The following is a 16,251-nucleotide window of genomic DNA, read 5'->3' as shown; positions in this document are numbered from 1 at the left end:
GACCGTATGGCCCTCTCGGATGCGGTCTGCCGCAGCTCAGAGGTCTAAACCAATTCCCGGAAGGCTCTTGTCACCCGGGCACGGGACTGATGAGCTAGGCACGGGACACACCGGACGCCCTGGGAAAGGGAGATGTCGTGAGCAACGAAAGCCTGGCCAACCTCTTGAAAGAGGAGCGCCGCTTCGCGCCGCCTGCCGAGCTGGCCGCGAACGCCAATGTCACGGCGGAGGCGTACGAGCAGGCCGAGGCGGACAGGCTGGGCTTCTGGGCCGAGCAGGCCCGGCGGCTCACCTGGGCCACCGAGCCGACCGAGACCCTCGACTGGTCGAACCCGCCGTTCGCGAAATGGTTCGCCGACGGCAAGCTCAACGTCGCGTACAACTGCGTGGACCGCCACGTCGAGGCCGGCAACGGCGACCGCGTCGCCATCCACTTCGAGGGTGAGCCGGGCGACAGCCGCGCGATCACCTACGCCGAGCTCAAGGACGAGGTGTCGCGTGCCGCGAACGCCCTGACCGAGCTGGGCGTCCAGAAGGGCGACCGGGTCGCCGTCTATCTGCCGATGATTCCCGAGGCAGTCGTGGCGATGCTGGCCTGTGCCCGCATCGGCGCCGCGCACTCGGTCGTCTTCGGCGGCTTCTCGGCCGACGCCGTCGCCTCCCGCATCCAGGACGCCGACGCCAAGCTCGTCATCACCTCCGACGGCGGCTACCGGCGCGGCAAGCCGTCCGCGCTCAAGCCCGCCATCGACGAGGCCGTCGCCAAGTGCCCGCAGGTCGAGCACGTCCTGGTGGTCCGGCGTACGGGCCAGGACACCGCCTTCACCGAGGGCCGGGACGTCTGGTGGCACGACATCGTCGCCCGCCAGTCCGCCGAGCACACGCCGGAGGCCTTCGAGGCCGAGCAGCCGCTCTTCATCCTGTACACGTCCGGTACGACGGGTAAGCCGAAGGGCATCCTGCACACCTCCGGCGGATACCTCACCCAGACCGCGTACACCCACAACGCCGTATTCGACCTCAAGCCGGAGACCGACGTCTTCTGGTGCACGGCCGACATCGGCTGGGTGACCGGGCATTCGTACATCGTGTACGGGCCGTTGGCCAACGGCGCGACGCAGGTCATCTACGAGGGCACGCCCGACACCCCCCACCAGGGCCGCTTCTGGGAAATTATCCAGAAGTACGGCGTCACGATCCTCTACACCGCGCCGACCGCGATCCGTACGTTCATGAAGTGGGGAGACGACATCCCCGCCAAGTTCGACCTGTCCAGCCTCCGGGTCCTCGGCTCGGTCGGCGAGCCGATCAACCCCGAGGCATGGATCTGGTACCGCGAGCACATCGGCGCCGGCAAGACGCCGATCGTGGACACCTGGTGGCAGACCGAGACGGGCGCGATGATGATCTCGCCGCTGCCCGGCGTCACCGAGACCAAGCCCGGATCGGCCCAGCGCGCCCTGCCCGGCATCTCCGCCACCGTCGTCGACGACGAGGCGAACGAGGTGCCCGACGGCGGCGGTGGCTACCTGGTCCTCACCGAGCCGTGGCCGTCGATGCTCCGTACGATCTGGGGCGACGACCAGCGCTTCATCGACACCTACTGGTCGCGCTTCGAGGGCAAGTACTTCGCGGGCGACGGCGCCAAGAAGGACGATGACGGCGACATCTGGCTGCTCGGCCGGGTGGATGACGTAATGCTGGTGTCCGGCCACAACATCTCGACCACCGAGGTCGAGTCGGCCCTCGTCTCGCACCCCTCCGTCGCCGAGGCGGCCGTCGTCGGCGCGGCCGACGAGACCACCGGCCAGGCCATCGTCGCCTTCGTGATCCTGCGCGGTACGGCGGCCGAGTCGGACGGCCTCGTCACCGAGCTCCGCAACCACGTCGGCACCACCCTCGGCCCGATCGCCAAGCCCAAGCGCATTCTCCCGGTGGCCGAACTGCCCAAGACGCGCTCCGGCAAGATCATGCGGCGACTGCTCCGCGACGTCGCGGAGAACCGCCAGCTGGGCGACGTCACGACTCTCACCGACTCCTCGGTCATGGACCTGATCCAGACCAAGCTGCCTAGCGCGGGCAGCGAGGACTGACCTGGTCACAAAAGCACAAGCAAAAGCACGACCAAAAGCACAACCAAGAGCGCAACCAGAGGAAGGGCATCCGGCTCCGCGCGCCGGGTGCCCTTCCTCCTCGTATGGTGAAGATCGCCGGATATGCCCTTGCGCGCCCCCGGTAGAGTGTTGGCTGCGTCAGGAACGCGTCAATACTCGACAGGTGCGCCGGGAAGTCTGGTCGGCAACGTGCTTCATGCTGCCCACCCGACCGGAGGTCCTCGCCCGTGCCCGCGCCCACCCGCACGCCCACCCCGTCCAACCAGCGCAAATTCCTCGGACGCCTCTCACTCCCCGAGCGCACCTTCCTCGCGGACGCACTGCGCGCCGAGACCGTCGGTGGCGTGCTCCTTCTCGTGGCCGCGATCGCCGCGCTGATCTGGGCAAACACCACGCTCAGCGAGAGCTACGAGTCCATACGCAGCTTCCACATCGGACCTGCCTCGCTCGGCCTCGACCTCTCCGTCCAGCACTGGGCGGCCGACGGTCTGCTCGCCGTGTTCTTCTTCGTCGCCGGCATCGAGCTCAAGCGTGAGCTGGTCGCCGGTGAACTGCGCGACCCGAAAGCCGCCGCCCTCCCCGTCATAGCCGCGCTGTCCGGCATGGCCGCACCCGCCCTTGTGTACGCCCTGGTCAACGTCATCGGCGACGGCTCCATGGACGGCTGGGCCGTCCCCACCGCCACCGACATCGCCTTCGCACTCGCCGTCCTCGCGGTCATCGGCACCTCGCTGCCGTCCGCGCTGCGCGCCTTCCTCCTCACCCTGGCCGTCGTGGACGACCTCTTCGCGATCCTGATCATCGCGGTCTTCTTCACCAGCGACCTCAACTTCGCCGCGCTCGGCGGCGCCGTCGCCGGTCTCGCCGTCTTCTGGGTGCTGCTGCGCAAGCGCGTGCGCGGCTGGTACATCTACGTACCGCTCGCCCTGGTCATCTGGGGCCTGATGTACAACAGCGGCGTCCACGCCACCATCGCCGGTGTCGCGATGGGCCTGATGCTGCGCTGTACCAAGGACGCCGACGAGGCGCACTCCCCCGGCGAGCACATCGAGCACCTCGTACGTCCCGTCTCGGCCGGCCTCGCCGTGCCGCTGTTCGCACTCTTCTCCGCCGGTGTCACCATCTCCGGCAACGCGGTCGGCGAGGTGTTCACCCGGCCGGAGACCCTCGGCGTCGTCCTCGGCCTGGTGGTCGGCAAGGCCGTCGGCATCTTCGGCGGTACGTGGCTGGCGGCCCGCTTCACCAAGGCCGAACTCAACGACGACCTGGCCTGGCCCGACGTCTTCGCCGTCGCCGCGCTGGCCGGCATCGGCTTCACCGTCTCGCTGCTCATCGGCGAACTCGCCTTCGCGGGTGACGCCGGGCTGACCGACCAGGTCAAGGCCTCCGTACTCATCGGGTCGCTGATCGCCGCCGTACTCTCCGGGATCCTGCTCAAGCTGCGGGTACGCAGGTACCGCGCGCTCTGCGAGGAGGAGGAGCGCGACGAGGACCACGACGGCATTCCGGACATCTACGAGCAGGACGAGCCCGCGTACCACCTGCGGATGGCCGCGATCCACGAGGCGAAGGCCGCGGAGCACCGACGGCTGGCGGAACTCGCGGGTGCATCACGCACCAACAACGACAGTCCGGCATGATCTGACATCAGATCCACCATCTGCATGTGGTTGTGGATGTGGATGCAGACGAGAAGAGGGAGAGAGCGATGAGCGACCCCGTCCGCACCGCTGACAATGTCGACCGCAGCCTCGGCCAGTTGGTCGCATCGGCGACCGCGGAAATGTCCGGCCTGATCCACGACGAGATCGCGCTGGCCAAGGCCGAACTGCGGCAGGACGTCAAGCGCGTCGGCTTGGGCGGCACCGCCATTGGGATCGCGGGGGTGTTCGCGCTCTTCTCCCTGCCGGTGCTGAGCTTCGCCGCGGCGTACGGCATCCACAACCTGGGGCTCGGGCTCGCCTGGTCGTTCCTGATCGTGGGCGGAGCGTTTCTGCTGCTGGCAGGACTCCTGGCGCTGCTGGCCGTCTCGAAGTTCAAGAAGGTCAAGCCGCCGGAGAAGTCCATCTCTTCGGCCAAGCAGACCGCCGCCGTACTCCAGAGCGTCAAGCCGCACCCCCGCCAGGTCGGTGTCAAGGGCGAGGTTGTGGCACGCTCGACCTCATGACCGCCCCTGATAACGGCTCCGGCACGCCAGCTTCTGTCGTACGTCCCGATGGTCCATGGACCCACCGGGACGTCGCGGCCAATGGCGCGCGCTTCCACATCGTGGAAGCCGGTGACGGGCCGCTGGTGCTTCTGCTGCACGGCTTCCCGCAGTTCTGGTGGACGTGGCGGCACCAGCTGACCGCGCTCGCCGACGCCGGATTCCGGGCTGTCGCGATGGATCTGCGGGGCGTGGGCGGCAGCGACCGTACGCCCCGAGGTTACGACCCGGCGAACCTCGCGCTCGACATCACCGGCGTGGTGCGCTCACTCGGGGAGCCGGACGCTGCGCTCGTCGGGCACGACCTGGGCGGTTACCTGGCGTGGACCGCGGCCGTGATGCGGCCCAAGCTGGTGCGGCGGCTCGCGGTGTCCTCGATGCCGCATCCGCGGCGCTGGCGCTCGGCGATGCTGTCCGACGTCTCGCAGTCGCGGGCGGGATCGTACGTCTGGGGATTCCAGCGTCCCTGGCTGCCCGAGCGTCAGCTCGTCGCGGACGACTCGGCGTTGGTGGGGCGGCTGATCCGCGACTGGTCGGGGCCGCGGCTGCCGGAGGACGAGGACGTCGACGTATACCGGCGGGCGATGTCGATCCCGTCGACGGCGCACTGCTCGATCGAGCCGTACCGGTGGATGGTGCGGTCGATGGCACGGCCGGACGGCATCCAGTTCAACCGGCGCATGAAGCGTCCTGTACGGGTGCCGACGCTGCATCTGCACGGCTCGCTGGACCCGGTGATGCGCACACGCAGCGCGGCGGGCTCCGGGGAGTACGTCGAAGCGCCGTACCGGTGGCGGCTGTTCGACGGTCTCGGACACTTCCCGCACGAGGAGGATCCGGTGGCGTTCTCGACGGAGCTGGTGAACTGGCTGAAGGATCCCGAACCCGACCGGTGAGGCCGACCGCTGAACGCGACCAGTAAGCAAAGTTGAACGCTTGTCCTACGAACAGCCAATTGCCTGGCGCATAGGCCAATTGGCCGCCCCCGAAGCGATTACGGACCTTGGGGCACGGGCAAACGTCGGGGTATGGGCTGGACGCACGACTACGGTGACGCAGCACGCAACCGCCGCTCCGCCACAGCGCTGAGCACCCACGAAGGGGGCGGTCCGCAGGATCAGGGCCACGGCCCGCCTCCCCGGGCAATGGGCATTCCACGCATTCTCCGCCGCCGGGCCCGCTGGGTCTCGGCGCGGCTCCGTCATCCTCGCGACTGAGCGTCGCGAGCGTCTCGGGTGTCGCGAATATCCCGAGTGTCGCGAGTGTCGCGCCTGAGGTAGCCGAGTCCCGGGTGCGCGCTGCGGTAGCCCTCCAGCAGCCGCCGCGCCACCTGGACGGAGTCGACGAGCGGGTGCAGGGCGAACGCCTTCACCGCCGCACGCTCCGACCCGCTCTCCCCCGCCTCCAGTACGCACCGCTCGACGGCCTTGACGGCGGCCACCAGGCCCGCCTCATGGCCCGTCAGCGGCGAAACAGGGGTTACGGGCCGGGCTCCGGTCGCATCGACCAGGCACGGGACTTCGATGACGGCTGCCTCGTCGAGCACGGAGAGTGTGGCGCCGTTGCGGACGTTGAGGATGAGCGTGGTGCGCTCGTCGCGCGCGATGGCCCGCATCAGGGCCAGCGCGACGTACTCGTAGCCGCCTGACTCCAGGTCGTCGGCGGCACGTTCCCCCGCGCCCGCCGCCTCCCGGTTCTCCGCCATGTACGTCGCTTCCCGCTCGGCGCGCGTACGGTCCCACGCGGCCAGGGCGCCGGAGGTGCGGTCCGCCATGTCGTCGTAGAAGCGTGCCTGCTGGTCGCGGAGGAAGGCGCCTCGGGTCTGCTTCGCCTCGCGGTAGGCGGTGACCGCCTCGCGGTTGAAGTAGTAGTAGTGCAGGTACTCGTTGGGCACCGAGCCCAGCGAGCGCAGCCAGTCGGCGCCGAAGAGCTTGCCCTCCTCGAAGGAGGTCAGGGCGCTTTCGTCGGCGAACAGGGCCGGCAGCAAGTCGTGGTCGGGGGCGTCGTCGGCGTACAGGCCGCGGAGCCAGCCGAGATGGTTCAGGCCCACGTAGTCGAGCCGTGTCCGCGCGGGGTCGGCGCCGAGGACGCGGGCGACGCGGCGGCCGAGGCCCACGGGCGAGTCGCAGATGCCGATGACGCGCTCGCCGAGGTGGCGGGACATCGCCTCCGTGACGAGGCCCGCCGGGTTGGTGAAGTTGATGACCCAGGCGTCGGGGGCGAGCCGCGCCACGCGACGCGCGATGTCGACGGCCACCGGGACCGTACGCAGTCCGTACGCGATGCCGCCCGCGCCGACCGTCTCCTGGCCCAGGACGCCCTCGGCGAGGGCGATGCGCTCGTCGGCCGCCCTGCCCTCCAGGCCGCCCACCCGGATCGCGGAGAAGACGAAGTCGGCGCCGCGCAGGGCGTCGTCGAGGTCGGTCGTGACACTCACAGACGGCGCGGCCGGGGCGTCCGTAACCCCGTCGGCCTGGTCGGCGAGGACCCGGGCGATGGCTGTCAGGCGGGCCGGGTCCAGGTCGTGCAGGGTGACGTGGGTGACGCGGCCCTCGGCACGGTCGCGCAGCAGCGCCCCGTACACGAGAGGGACGCGGAAGCCGCCGCCGCCCAGGATCGTCAGACGCATGTGTGAAGGCCTCTCAGAGCGCGCATCCCTGGCTGTCGACCTGCTGGTTGGCGGCCCGGCCGAGACGGATGTCCTCGCGGACCTCGTCGGCCGTCAGGGCGTAACCGGTGTCGGGGTCGTCCAGGGACTTGGCGAACACGACGCCGTACACCTTGCCGTCGGGGGTGAGCAGCGGGCCGCCCGAGTTGCCCTGACGGACCGTGGCGAAGAGCGAGTAGACGTCACGGCGGACCGTGTCCCGGTGGTAGATGTCCGGGCCGTTGGCGTTGATCCGGCCGCGGACGCGGGCGGAGCGCACGTCGTACGCGCCGTTCTCCGGGAAGCCCGCGACGATCGCGTCGTCGCCACTGCGGGCGTCGGTGCTGGTGAACTGGAGCGCCGGTGCCCGAAGGCTCGGCACGTCCAGGACCGCGATGTCGCGCTCCCAGTCGTAGAGCACCACCGTGGCGTCGTACCGCCTGCCCTCGCCGCCTATCTGGACGGTCGGCTCGTCGACGCCGCCGACGACATGGGCGTTGGTCATGACGCGGCGGTTGTCGAAGACGAAACCGGTGCCTTCGAGGACCTTGCCGCAGCTCTGGGCCGTGCCGACGACCTTGACGATGGACTTCTTGGCGCGGGCGGCCACGGGGCTGCCCGCCAGCGCCGGGTCCGGGGCCCGGACCTCGGTGATCGGCTCGTTGGAGAAGGGGCTGAAGACCTGCGGGAAGCCGTTCTGCGCGAGGACCGAGCTGAAGTCCGTGAACCAGGTGTCCGCCTGCTCGGGCATCACACGCGAGACGCCGAGGAGCACCTTGGAGTTACGGACCTCTTTGCCCAGCGTGGGCAGGGAGGTACCGGCGAGCGCGGAGCCGATCAGCCAGGCGACCAGCAGCATCGCGACGACGTTGACCAGCGCGCCGCCGGAGGCGTCCAGGGCGCGGGCGGGCGACCAGGTGATGTGTCTGCGGAGCTTGTTGCCGAGGTGGGTGGTGAAGGCCTGGCCCACCGAGGCACACACGATCACGACGATGACCGCTACGACGGCGGCTGTCGAGCTGACCTCGGAGCCGTCGGTCAGCTGGTCCCAGAGGAAGGGAAGCAGATAGACCGCGACGAGGCCGCCGCCGAGGAAGCCGATCACCGACAGGATTCCGACGACGAATCCCTGCCGATATCCGACGATCGCGAACCAAACCGCCGCGACCAGCAACACGATGTCCAGGACGTTCACGTGAGCCACCCTGTCATGCGTGCCAGTCGAGCGGGACCTGACGGGAGCGGTCCCAGGGCCGCTCCCAGCCCGCGAAGTGAAGGATCTTGTCGATGACGCCCGCTGTGAAACCCCAGACCAGGGCGGATTCGACGAGGAATGCCGGTCCGGTGTGGCCGCGCGGGTGCACGCTCGTCACGCGGTTGGCCGGGTCCGTGAGATGCGCCACGGGGACCGTGAAAACGCTGGCCGTCTCGGCCGTATCGACCACGCCGACCGGGCTCGGCTCGCGCCACCAGCCGAGGACTGGCGTCACGACGAAGCTGCTGACCGGGATGTAGAGGCGCGGCAGCACGCCGAAGATCTGGACGCCGGAGGGGTCGAGTCCGGTCTCCTCCTCGGCCTCGCGGAGCGCCGCCCGCAGGGGTCCGGCCGTCTCCGGGTCGCCGTCGACGGGATCGAGGGCGCCGCCGGGAAAGCTCAGCTGCCCGGCGTGCGAGCGCAGGCTGCCTGCCCGTTCCATGAGCAGCAGCTCGGGCCCGCCGTTCTCGCTGCTGCCCTCGCCGAACAGGATCAGTACGGCCGACTGGCGCCCCGCACCGCTTTCGGGCGGCAGGAAGCGGCTGAGCTGTTCGGGGCGTACGGACCGGGCGACACGCTCCACCGGTTCGAGCCACTCGGGCAGCCCACGGCTCGTCACGGTGACCTCGGGCAGCCCGGCCGCCTCGGCCGTCCTGCCGTCGTACGTCTCGCTCCCACGTGTCATAGGCACCCCCGTCGTCACAACGCCCGTCACGGGCCGGATGGTTCCGCGTAATGCCGTCCGCGGCCGCGCAATCCGGCCGCGTAGTGCCGTCACCCGGCCTCGCCCACGGGCGGCGCCGGCTTCCCGGGAGCACCTCCCGCTTCCACATACGCCGCCGGGGGCTTCAGCCGCTGCCCCGGCTGGCCCCCCATCTCGTACTTGAGGAGCTTCTTGGCCTTCTCGGGATCCGTCTCGCCCTCACCGTACGAGGGGCACAGATGCGCGATCGGGCAGGCGCCGCACGCCGGCCTGCGCGAATGGCAGACGCGGCGGCCGTGGAAGATCACGCGGTGCGAGAGCATCGTCCACTCGCTCTTGGGGAAGATCTCGGCGATCTTGGCCTCGATCTTCACGGGGTCGTCCTGGTCGGTCCACTTCCAGCGCCGGGCGAGCCGCATGAAGTGCGTGTCGACGGTGATGCCCGGCACTCCGAACGCGTTGCCGAGCACGACGAACGCCGTCTTGCGCCCGACGCCGGGCAGCGAGACCAGGTCCTTCAGGCGGCCGGGGACCTCGCCGCCGAAGTTGTCCCTGATGGCCGCTGACAGGCCAAGCAGCGCCCGGGCCTTGGCGCGGAAGAAGCCCGTCGGCCGGATGATCTGCTCCAGCTCCTCCGGGTCCGCTGCCGCCATGTCCTCGGGCGTCGGGTACTTGGCGAAGAGCGCCAGCGTTGTCTGGTTGACGCGCAGGTCGGTGGTCTGGGCGGAGAGGACCGTGGCGACCAGCAGCTCGAACGCGTTCTCGAAGTCGAGCTCGGGATGGGCGTAGGGATAGACCTCGGCCAGTTCACGGTTGATCCGGCGGGCGCGGCGGACCATGGCCAGGCGCGACTCGGGCGCGGGGCTCTTTGCCGCCTTGGGCAATTTGGGTACTTTTGCGGCATGCTTGGGCTGAGCCGGGGACTGTTCGCCCACAGCGGAATTACGGCCTTCAGTCACCTGTCCGGCCCCCTTGGCCTGCGCTCTCACCGGCGTTTTGGACACCCGGCCAGCCTAAAGCCCGGCACGGACATCCGCCCCGGTCACAGCCAATTGCCAACCCAATCGGCCCCCTGCCGCACAGTCCGGCACGCCGGTACGTCAAACTTGTGATTGATCGCACTGTTTTACCGTCCGGCATCATGGTGACCACGGTCCCCCTGAGCAGGTCGACAAGGAGAGAACTCGTGGACGACGTTCTGCGGCGCGCCCCGCTCTTCGCGGCGCTCGATGACGAGCAGGCCGCGGAGCTCCGCGCCTCGATGAGTGAGGTGACGCTCGCTCGCGGCGACGCCCTCTTCCACGAGGGCGACCCCGGCGACCGCCTGTACGTGGTGACCGAGGGCAAGGTGAAGCTGCACCGCACCTCCCCCGACGGCCGCGAGAACATGCTGGCCGTGCTCGGCCCCGGTGAGCTGATCGGTGAGCTGTCGCTCTTCGACCCGGGCCCACGTACGGCCACGGCAACAGCCTTGACCGAGGTCAAGCTGCTCGGCCTCGGCCACGGCGACCTCCAGCCCTGGCTGAACGCCCGCCCGGAGGTGGCCACGGCCCTCCTCCGCGCCGTCGCCCGCCGACTGCGCAAGACCAACGACCAGATGTCCGACCTGGTCTTCTCCGACGTGCCGGGCCGCGTGGCCCGCGCGCTCCTCGACCTGTCGCGCCGCTTCGGTGTGCAGTCGGAGGAGGGCATCCACGTCGTGCACGACCTGACGCAGGAAGAGCTGGCCCAGCTGGTCGGCGCGTCCCGCGAGACGGTCAACAAGGCCCTCGCGGACTTCGCGGGCCGCGGCTGGCTGCGCCTGGAGGCGCGCGCGGTGATCCTTCTGGACGTGGAGCGCCTCGCGAAGCGCTCGCGCTAGTACGCGACGCGCCCGTACGACCGCGGAAAGGGCCGCCCACTGGAACACCAGGGGGGCGGCCCTTTCGCGTGCATACGGCGTACTGTCAGGCCCCGCGCCTGCCCGCCGGATCAGCTCGTCCGCGCGTCCTACGTCCGCGCGTCCTAGATCAGGCCGTGCTCCCGCAGATACTCCAGCTGCGCAAGCACCGAGAGCTCCGCCGCCGGCCACAGCGACCGGTCCACGTCCGCATACACATGGGCCACCACCGCCGACGCGCTGGCATACCCGCTCTCGACGGCCGTCTCGACCTGCGCGAGCCGGTGCGCGCGGTGCGCAAGGTAGTACTCGATCACGCCCTGGGCGTCTTCCAGTACGGGCCCGTGCCCCGGCAGCACGGTGTGCACCCCGTCGTCGACCGCCAGGGAGCGCAGCCGCCGCAGCGAGTCGAGGTAGTCCCCGAGCCGCCCGTCCGGGTGCGCCACGACCGTCGTGCCGCGCCCGAGGACCGTGTCCCCCGTCAGTACGGCCCCGTCGGCGGGCAGGTGGAAGCAGAGCGAGTCGGCGGTGTGCCCCGGTGTGGGCACGACGCGCATCTCCAAGCCCCCGGTGCTGATCACCTCCCCGGCCGCCAGCCCCTCGTCCCCGAGCCGCAGCGCGGGATCCAGGGCCCGTACAGAGGTACGCGTCAGCTCGGCGAAGCGCGCCGCGCCCTCCGCGTGGTCGGGGTGCCCGTGCGTGAGGAGGGTCAGCGCGACGCGCTTGCCCGCCTTCTCCGCCGTGTCGATCACGGTCCGCAGGTGTACGTCGTCGAGCGGCCCCGGGTCGATGACGACCGCCAGATCCGAGTCCGGCTCGGAGACGATCCACGTATTGGTGCCGTCGAGCGTCATCGCGGAGGCGTTGGGCGCCAGGACATTGACCGCCCGGTCGGTGGCGGGCCCGGAGAGCACCCCGCCACGGGGCTGACCCGGCAGTGCGGCTGCGTCACTCATCCGGCACCTCCCGCCCCGTCGCGATGTGCTTCGTGAACTCATCATGACCCGGCCAGCTCAGTACCAGCTCGTCGCCGACCAGCCGCGCCTGCGCGAGTACGGGCGTCATGTCCTGCCCAGCCGCCCCCGCAAGGGCTTCGGCGGCCGTTGCGTACGGCTGGAGTGCGCGCAGCGTCGAGATCGTCGGCGGCATCATCAGCAGCTCGCCCTTGTCGTAGCCCGCGGCCGCCTCCGCCGGAGTGATCCAGATCGCGAGGTCGGCCTCGGACGAAGCGATGGGGGTCCCCCCTGCTCGAACGGAGTCGAGAGCTTGGATGGGGGTTCCCCCTGCTCGAACGGAGTCGAGAGCTTGGGGGAGGGTCCGCTGCCCCGTCGGCAGCGCGGCCACGAAGAACCACGTGTCGAAGCGCTTCGGCTCGAACTCCGGTGTGATCCAGCGCGCCCACGCGCCCAGCAGGTCGGAGCGCAGCACCAGTGACCGCCGCTGGAGGAAGTCCGCGAAGGACAGGTCCTTGGCGACCAGCGCCTGCCGGTCCGCCTCCCAGTCGTCGCCCGTGGTGTCGCTGACCACGGTGTCCGCCGTCGGGCCGGCGAGCAGCACGCCCGCCTCCTCGTACGTCTCACGCACCGCCGCGCACACGATGGCCTGCGCCGACGCCGGGTCCACGCCCAGACGCAGCGCCCAGGCATCGAGCGAGGGCCCGGCCCAGCCCACCTGGTGGTCGTCGTCGCGCGGGTCGACGCCGCCGCCCGGATAGGCGTACGCGCCTCCGGCGAAAGCCATGGAGGCGCGTCTGCGCAGCATGTGTACGGCGGGACCCGAATCGCCGTCCCGCAGCAGCATCACGGTCGCGGCCCGCTTCGGGGTCGCGGCCGTGAGGTCACCGTTCGCCAGGGCGCGAATCCGGTCGGGCCATTCGGGTGGGTACCACTGACCATTGGACATGGCCGGATGCTACGACCAACTACCGGGATGTTCGAGTGGTCAGTCCTGGACCAGCTCGACCTGGATCTCGACCTCGACCGGGGCGTCGAGCGGCAGCACGGTCACACCGACTGCGCTGCGCGCATGGACGCCCTTGTCGCCGAGCACCGCGCCGAGCAGCTCGCTCGCGCCGTTCAGCACAGCAGGCTGTCCGGTGAAGTCCGCGGCGGACGCGACGAAGCCGACGACCTTCACGACGCGCGCGATGCGGTCCAGGTCACCGGCGACCGACTTGACGGCGGCCAGTGCGTTCAGCGCGCACGTACGCGCCAGGTCCTTGGCTTCTTCCGGGGTGACCTCCGCGCCGACCTTGCCGGTGCACGGAAGCTTGCCCTCGACCATCGGGAGCTGGCCCGCGGTGTAGACGTACACGCCCGACTGCACGGCCGGCTGGTACGCGGCGATCGGAGGGACGACCTCCGGAAGCGTCAGGCCGAGCTCTGCGAGCTTCGCCTCGACCACACCGGTCATGCCTGCTTCTCCCGCTTCAGGTAGGCCACCAGCTGCTCGGGGTTGTTCGGCCCGGGCACGACCTGGACGAGCTCCCAGCCGTCCTCGCCCCAGGTGTCCAGAATCTGCTTGGTCGCGTGCACGAGAAGGGGCACGGTCGAGTATTCCCACTTGGTCATACGCCGACTGTAGTGCCTGCCACAGACACCTCCTGCGTAGCCCGGGCATCGACTGGTTAGGCTCAAAGACGTGAGCAGGCTCCAGGTCGTCAGCGGCAAGGGCGGTACCGGAAAGACCACGGTGGCCGCGGCCCTCGCGCTCGCCCTCGCGACAGAGGGCAAACGCACCCTCCTCGTGGAGGTCGAGGGCAGGCAGGGAATCGCGCAGCTCTTCGAGACGGAAGCGCTTCCGTACGAAGAGCGGAAGATCGCGGTCGCACCGGGCGGCGGGGAGGTGTACGCCCTCGCGATAGACGCCGAACGCGCGCTTCTCGACTACCTCCAGATGTTCTACAAGCTCGGAGGGGCCGGCCGGGCGCTCAAGAAGCTCGGCGCGATCGACTTCGCCACCACCATCGCGCCAGGTCTCCGAGACGTGCTGCTGACCGGCAAGGCATGCGAAGCGGTCCGCCGCCGGGACAAGAAGAACCGTTACGCGTACGACTACGTCGTGATGGACGCGCCGCCCACCGGCCGCATCACCCGCTTCCTCAATGTGAACGACGAGGTGGCGGGTCTGGCCAGGTTCGGCCCGATACACAATCAGGCGCAGGCCGTGATGCGGGTACTCAAGTCGCCCGAGACCGCTGTGCACCTGGTGACGCTGCTGGAGGAGATGCCGGTCCAGGAGACCGCCGACGGCATCGCCGAGCTGCACGCCGCCGAGCTGCCCGTCGGCAACGTCATCGTGAACATGGTCCGCCCGCACCTCCTCGACGAGGAGGCGCTGCGCACCGCGGCGGGCGAGCAGCGCAGCGCCGTCGCCAAGACGCTGTCGCTGGCCGGCCTGGGCGGCGCGCGGCGCGGCGGCCTCGCCGAACGCCTCGTCGACCCACTGCTGGAACAGGCCGCCGAGCACGCGCAGCGCGTCGAGCTGGAGCGCGAGCAACGCGCCGTACTGGCCGGGCTCGACCTGGTGACGTACGAACTCCCGCTGCTCGGCGACGGTGTGGACCTCGCCGGGCTCTACCGGCTGTCGAAGGAACTGCGGAGCCTTATCGCCCCTGGGGGGACTTCGTGACCGTGAAGACCACGACGGACAGCATGACCGGCATCAGCACCATGGACGCGTCTCCCGTCCTGGACGTCGACCCGCTCCTCGACGACCCCGCCACCCGCATCATCGTGTGCTGCGGCGCGGGCGGCGTCGGCAAGACGACGACGGCGGCGGCTCTGGGTGTACGGGCGGCCGAGCGCGGCCGGAAGGTCGTCGTCCTCACCATCGACCCGGCGCGCAGGCTCGCCCAGTCCATGGGCATCGACGCGCTCGACAACACGCCTCGCCGGGTGAAGGGCGTGGACGAGTCGGCCGGTGGTGAACTGTCCGCGATGATGCTCGACATGAAGCGGACCTTCGACGAGATCGTCGAGGCGCACGCGGACGGCGAGCGGGCCCGCGCGATCCTGGAGAACCCCTTCTACCAGTCCCTGTCAGCCGGTTTCGCGGGCACGCAGGAGTACATGGCGATGGAGAAGCTGGGCCAGTTGCGTGCCCGCGACGAGTGGGACCTGATCGTCGTGGACACCCCGCCGAGCCGGTCCGCGCTGGACTTCCTGGACGCGCCGAAGCGGCTCGGGTCGTTCCTGGACGGCAAGTTCATCCGGGTGCTGATGGCTCCCGCGAAGGTGGGCGGCCGGGCCGGGATGAAGTTCCTCAATGTCGGCATGTCGATGATGACGGGCACCCTCAGCAAGCTGATGGGGGGCCAGCTGCTGCGTGACGTGCAGACCTTTGTGGCCGCCATGGACACCATGTTCGGCGGCTTCCGCACCCGCGCGGACGCGACGTACCAGCTGCTCCAGGCGCCCGGCACGGCGTTCCTGGTGGTCGCCGCCCCGGAGCGGGACGCGCTGCGCGAGGCGGCGTATTTCGTCGAGCGGCTGGCGGCGGAGGAGATGCCGCTGGCCGGACTCGTACTCAACAGGGTCCACGGCAGCGGCGCCCCTCAGCTGTCGGCCGAGCGGGCACTTGCCGCCGCAGAAAATCTTGGCGAGGGTCGCATTGTGGATCAGGAGGCCGGGAAGGCTGGAGTTCGTGACTCCTCGGCCGCCTCTCCCGATGCCGAGACCGCACCGGGCACCCCGGATCCGGCTCCCTCACCGGACAATGACCTCCCGGACCATGACCTCCCGGCCAGTGACAACGCGGGTCATGACAACCCGGGCAATGACACATCGGACAACAACCAGGGCCACTCCGTCGAGCAGTTGACTGCGGGTCTGCTGCGTCTGCATGCCGAACGCATGCATGTGCTCGCGCGTGAACAGCGAACGCGCGACCGCTTCACCGCACTCCACCCCGAGGTCGCCGTGGCCGAAGTGGCTGCCCTGCCCGGCGATGTGCACGACCTCGCGGGGCTACGGGCGATCGGCGACCTGGTCGCCACCGATCACGCCGATTCCCTCGGCACTTCTGTCCAGTCCGTCTAACCCACCGCTGCGTACTCGATGTACGCCTCGTCTTCTTCGCCTTCGGGCAGAATGCCCGTGCTGCGCTCGTACTCAGTACGTGCGGTTTCCAGCAGTCGGCGCCAGGAGGTGACGGTGGGGCGCCTGCGCAGCAATGCGCGCCGCTCCCGTTCCGTCATTCCGCCCCAAACGCCGAACTCGACGCGGTTGTCCAGCGCATCAGCCAGGCACTCGGTCCGCACCGGACATCCGGTGCACACCGCCTTGGCCCTGTTCTGCGCTGCACCTTGTACGAACAGTTCATCCGGATCGGTAGTGCGGCAGGCTGCCTGCGCACTCCAGTCGGTTACCCAGCCCATGCCGGCGCCGTCCTCTCCCGAATCGAGGCTCCCCCACGGCGGCAGCGGCATATTCACCGCCACCAGTTGA

At 69.8% G+C, this 16,251-nt stretch carries 16 protein-coding genes and 1 pseudogene; 8 read left to right on the top strand and 9 right to left on the bottom strand.

What is annotated here, in order from left to right; translation table 11 throughout:
- Positions 1-137 precede the first annotated feature (137 nt).
- From acs to PXH83_RS16105, 5 genes are all read left to right on the top strand, one after another.
- Entirely contained in the window at positions 138-2,093 is a 1,956-nt protein-coding gene (gene acs, locus PXH83_RS16125; protein ID WP_274561028.1) for an acetate--CoA ligase, read from the top strand.
- A gap of 248 nt (positions 2,094-2,341) precedes the next feature.
- A complete protein-coding gene (gene nhaA / locus PXH83_RS16120; protein ID WP_274561026.1) occupies positions 2,342-3,754 on the top strand; it encodes a Na+/H+ antiporter NhaA in 1,413 nt (470 codons plus the stop codon).
- A gap of 68 nt (positions 3,755-3,822) precedes the next feature.
- A complete protein-coding gene (locus tag PXH83_RS16115; protein WP_274561025.1) occupies positions 3,823-4,281 on the top strand; it encodes a phage holin family protein in 459 nt (152 codons plus the stop codon).
- The gene (locus PXH83_RS16110) at positions 4,278-5,216 is read left to right on the top strand and encodes an alpha/beta fold hydrolase (RefSeq protein ID WP_214921044.1); all 939 of its coding nucleotides are present in this window, start codon (positions 4,278-4,280) and stop codon (positions 5,214-5,216) included. Before PXH83_RS16115 ends, PXH83_RS16110 begins: the two co-directional genes overlap by 4 nt.
- Positions 5,217-5,348: 132 nt before the next feature.
- The gene (locus PXH83_RS16105) at positions 5,349-5,537 is read left to right on the top strand and encodes a hypothetical protein (RefSeq protein ID WP_274561023.1); all 189 of its coding nucleotides are present in this window, start codon (positions 5,349-5,351) and stop codon (positions 5,535-5,537) included.
- Between the two features lie 53 nt (positions 5,538-5,590).
- Here the strand turns inward: PXH83_RS16105 and PXH83_RS16100 are convergent.
- From PXH83_RS16100 to nth, 4 genes and pseudogenes are all read right to left on the bottom strand, one after another.
- A pseudogene (locus PXH83_RS16100) lies at positions 5,591-6,949 on the bottom strand (6-phospho-beta-glucosidase); the annotation flags it as partial.
- Between the two features lie 13 nt (positions 6,950-6,962).
- Positions 6,963-8,162 carry a MarP family serine protease gene (locus tag PXH83_RS16095; RefSeq protein WP_274561018.1) on the bottom strand — a complete coding sequence of 400 codons (1,200 nt, stop codon included), beginning with the start codon at positions 8,160-8,162 and terminating at the stop codon, positions 6,963-6,965.
- Between the two features lie 13 nt (positions 8,163-8,175).
- Positions 8,176-8,907, bottom strand: coding sequence for an NUDIX hydrolase (locus PXH83_RS16090; RefSeq protein ID WP_274561016.1), 732 nt, complete (start codon positions 8,905-8,907; stop codon positions 8,176-8,178).
- 89 nt (positions 8,908-8,996) lie between these two features.
- Complete coding sequence (gene nth / locus PXH83_RS16085) at positions 8,997-9,764, bottom strand: endonuclease III (RefSeq protein WP_420803226.1); 768 nt, start codon at positions 9,762-9,764, stop codon at positions 8,997-8,999.
- A 347-nt stretch (positions 9,765-10,111) separates the two neighbouring features.
- On the opposite strand from nth, the gene PXH83_RS16080 reads away from it, so the two are divergent.
- A complete protein-coding gene (locus tag PXH83_RS16080) occupies positions 10,112-10,786 on the top strand; it encodes a Crp/Fnr family transcriptional regulator (RefSeq protein WP_014046869.1) in 675 nt (224 codons plus the stop codon).
- A gap of 143 nt (positions 10,787-10,929) precedes the next feature.
- Here the strand turns inward: PXH83_RS16080 and PXH83_RS16075 are convergent, their stop codons facing one another.
- From PXH83_RS16075 to PXH83_RS16060, 4 genes are read right to left on the bottom strand one after another with little or no spacing between them, the layout of a single operon-like run.
- A complete protein-coding gene (locus tag PXH83_RS16075; RefSeq protein ID WP_274561011.1) occupies positions 10,930-11,760 on the bottom strand; it encodes an MBL fold metallo-hydrolase in 831 nt (276 codons plus the stop codon).
- Positions 11,753-12,706, bottom strand: coding sequence for an NUDIX hydrolase (locus PXH83_RS16070; RefSeq protein WP_274561008.1), 954 nt, complete (start codon positions 12,704-12,706; stop codon positions 11,753-11,755). Before PXH83_RS16070 ends, PXH83_RS16075 begins: the two co-directional genes overlap by 8 nt.
- 39 nt (positions 12,707-12,745) lie before the next feature.
- The gene (locus PXH83_RS16065) at positions 12,746-13,216 is read right to left on the bottom strand and encodes a RidA family protein (RefSeq protein ID WP_274561006.1); all 471 of its coding nucleotides are present in this window, start codon (positions 13,214-13,216) and stop codon (positions 12,746-12,748) included.
- Positions 13,213-13,374 carry a Sp36 family protein gene (locus PXH83_RS16060; protein ID WP_019355547.1) on the bottom strand — a complete coding sequence of 54 codons (162 nt, stop codon included), beginning with the start codon at positions 13,372-13,374 and terminating at the stop codon, positions 13,213-13,215. The genes PXH83_RS16065 and PXH83_RS16060 overlap by 4 nt, the downstream gene beginning before the upstream one ends.
- 70 nt (positions 13,375-13,444) lie before the next feature.
- Between PXH83_RS16060 and bagA the strand changes: the two genes are divergently transcribed.
- Both bagA and bagB read left to right on the top strand, forming a co-directional pair.
- Complete coding sequence (gene bagA / locus PXH83_RS16055; RefSeq protein ID WP_274561002.1) at positions 13,445-14,434, top strand: ATPase BagA; 990 nt, start codon at positions 13,445-13,447, stop codon at positions 14,432-14,434.
- A gap of 23 nt (positions 14,435-14,457) precedes the next feature.
- Complete coding sequence (gene bagB, locus PXH83_RS16050) at positions 14,458-15,843, top strand: ATPase BagB (protein WP_274562849.1); 1,386 nt, start codon at positions 14,458-14,460, stop codon at positions 15,841-15,843.
- Here the strand turns inward: bagB and PXH83_RS16045 are convergent.
- Positions 15,840-16,181 carry a WhiB family transcriptional regulator gene (locus PXH83_RS16045; protein ID WP_274562847.1) on the bottom strand — a complete coding sequence of 114 codons (342 nt, stop codon included), beginning with the start codon at positions 16,179-16,181 and terminating at the stop codon, positions 15,840-15,842. The two genes, bagB and PXH83_RS16045, sit on opposite strands and share 4 nt — an antisense overlap.
- Positions 16,182-16,251 lie beyond the last annotated feature (70 nt).

The sequence above is a fragment of the Streptomyces spiramyceticus genome (genome assembly GCF_028807635.1).
GTDB lineage: Bacteria > Actinomycetota > Actinomycetes > Streptomycetales > Streptomycetaceae > Streptomyces > Streptomyces spiramyceticus.
This window is presented reverse-complemented; position numbering and strand designations above follow the sequence as displayed.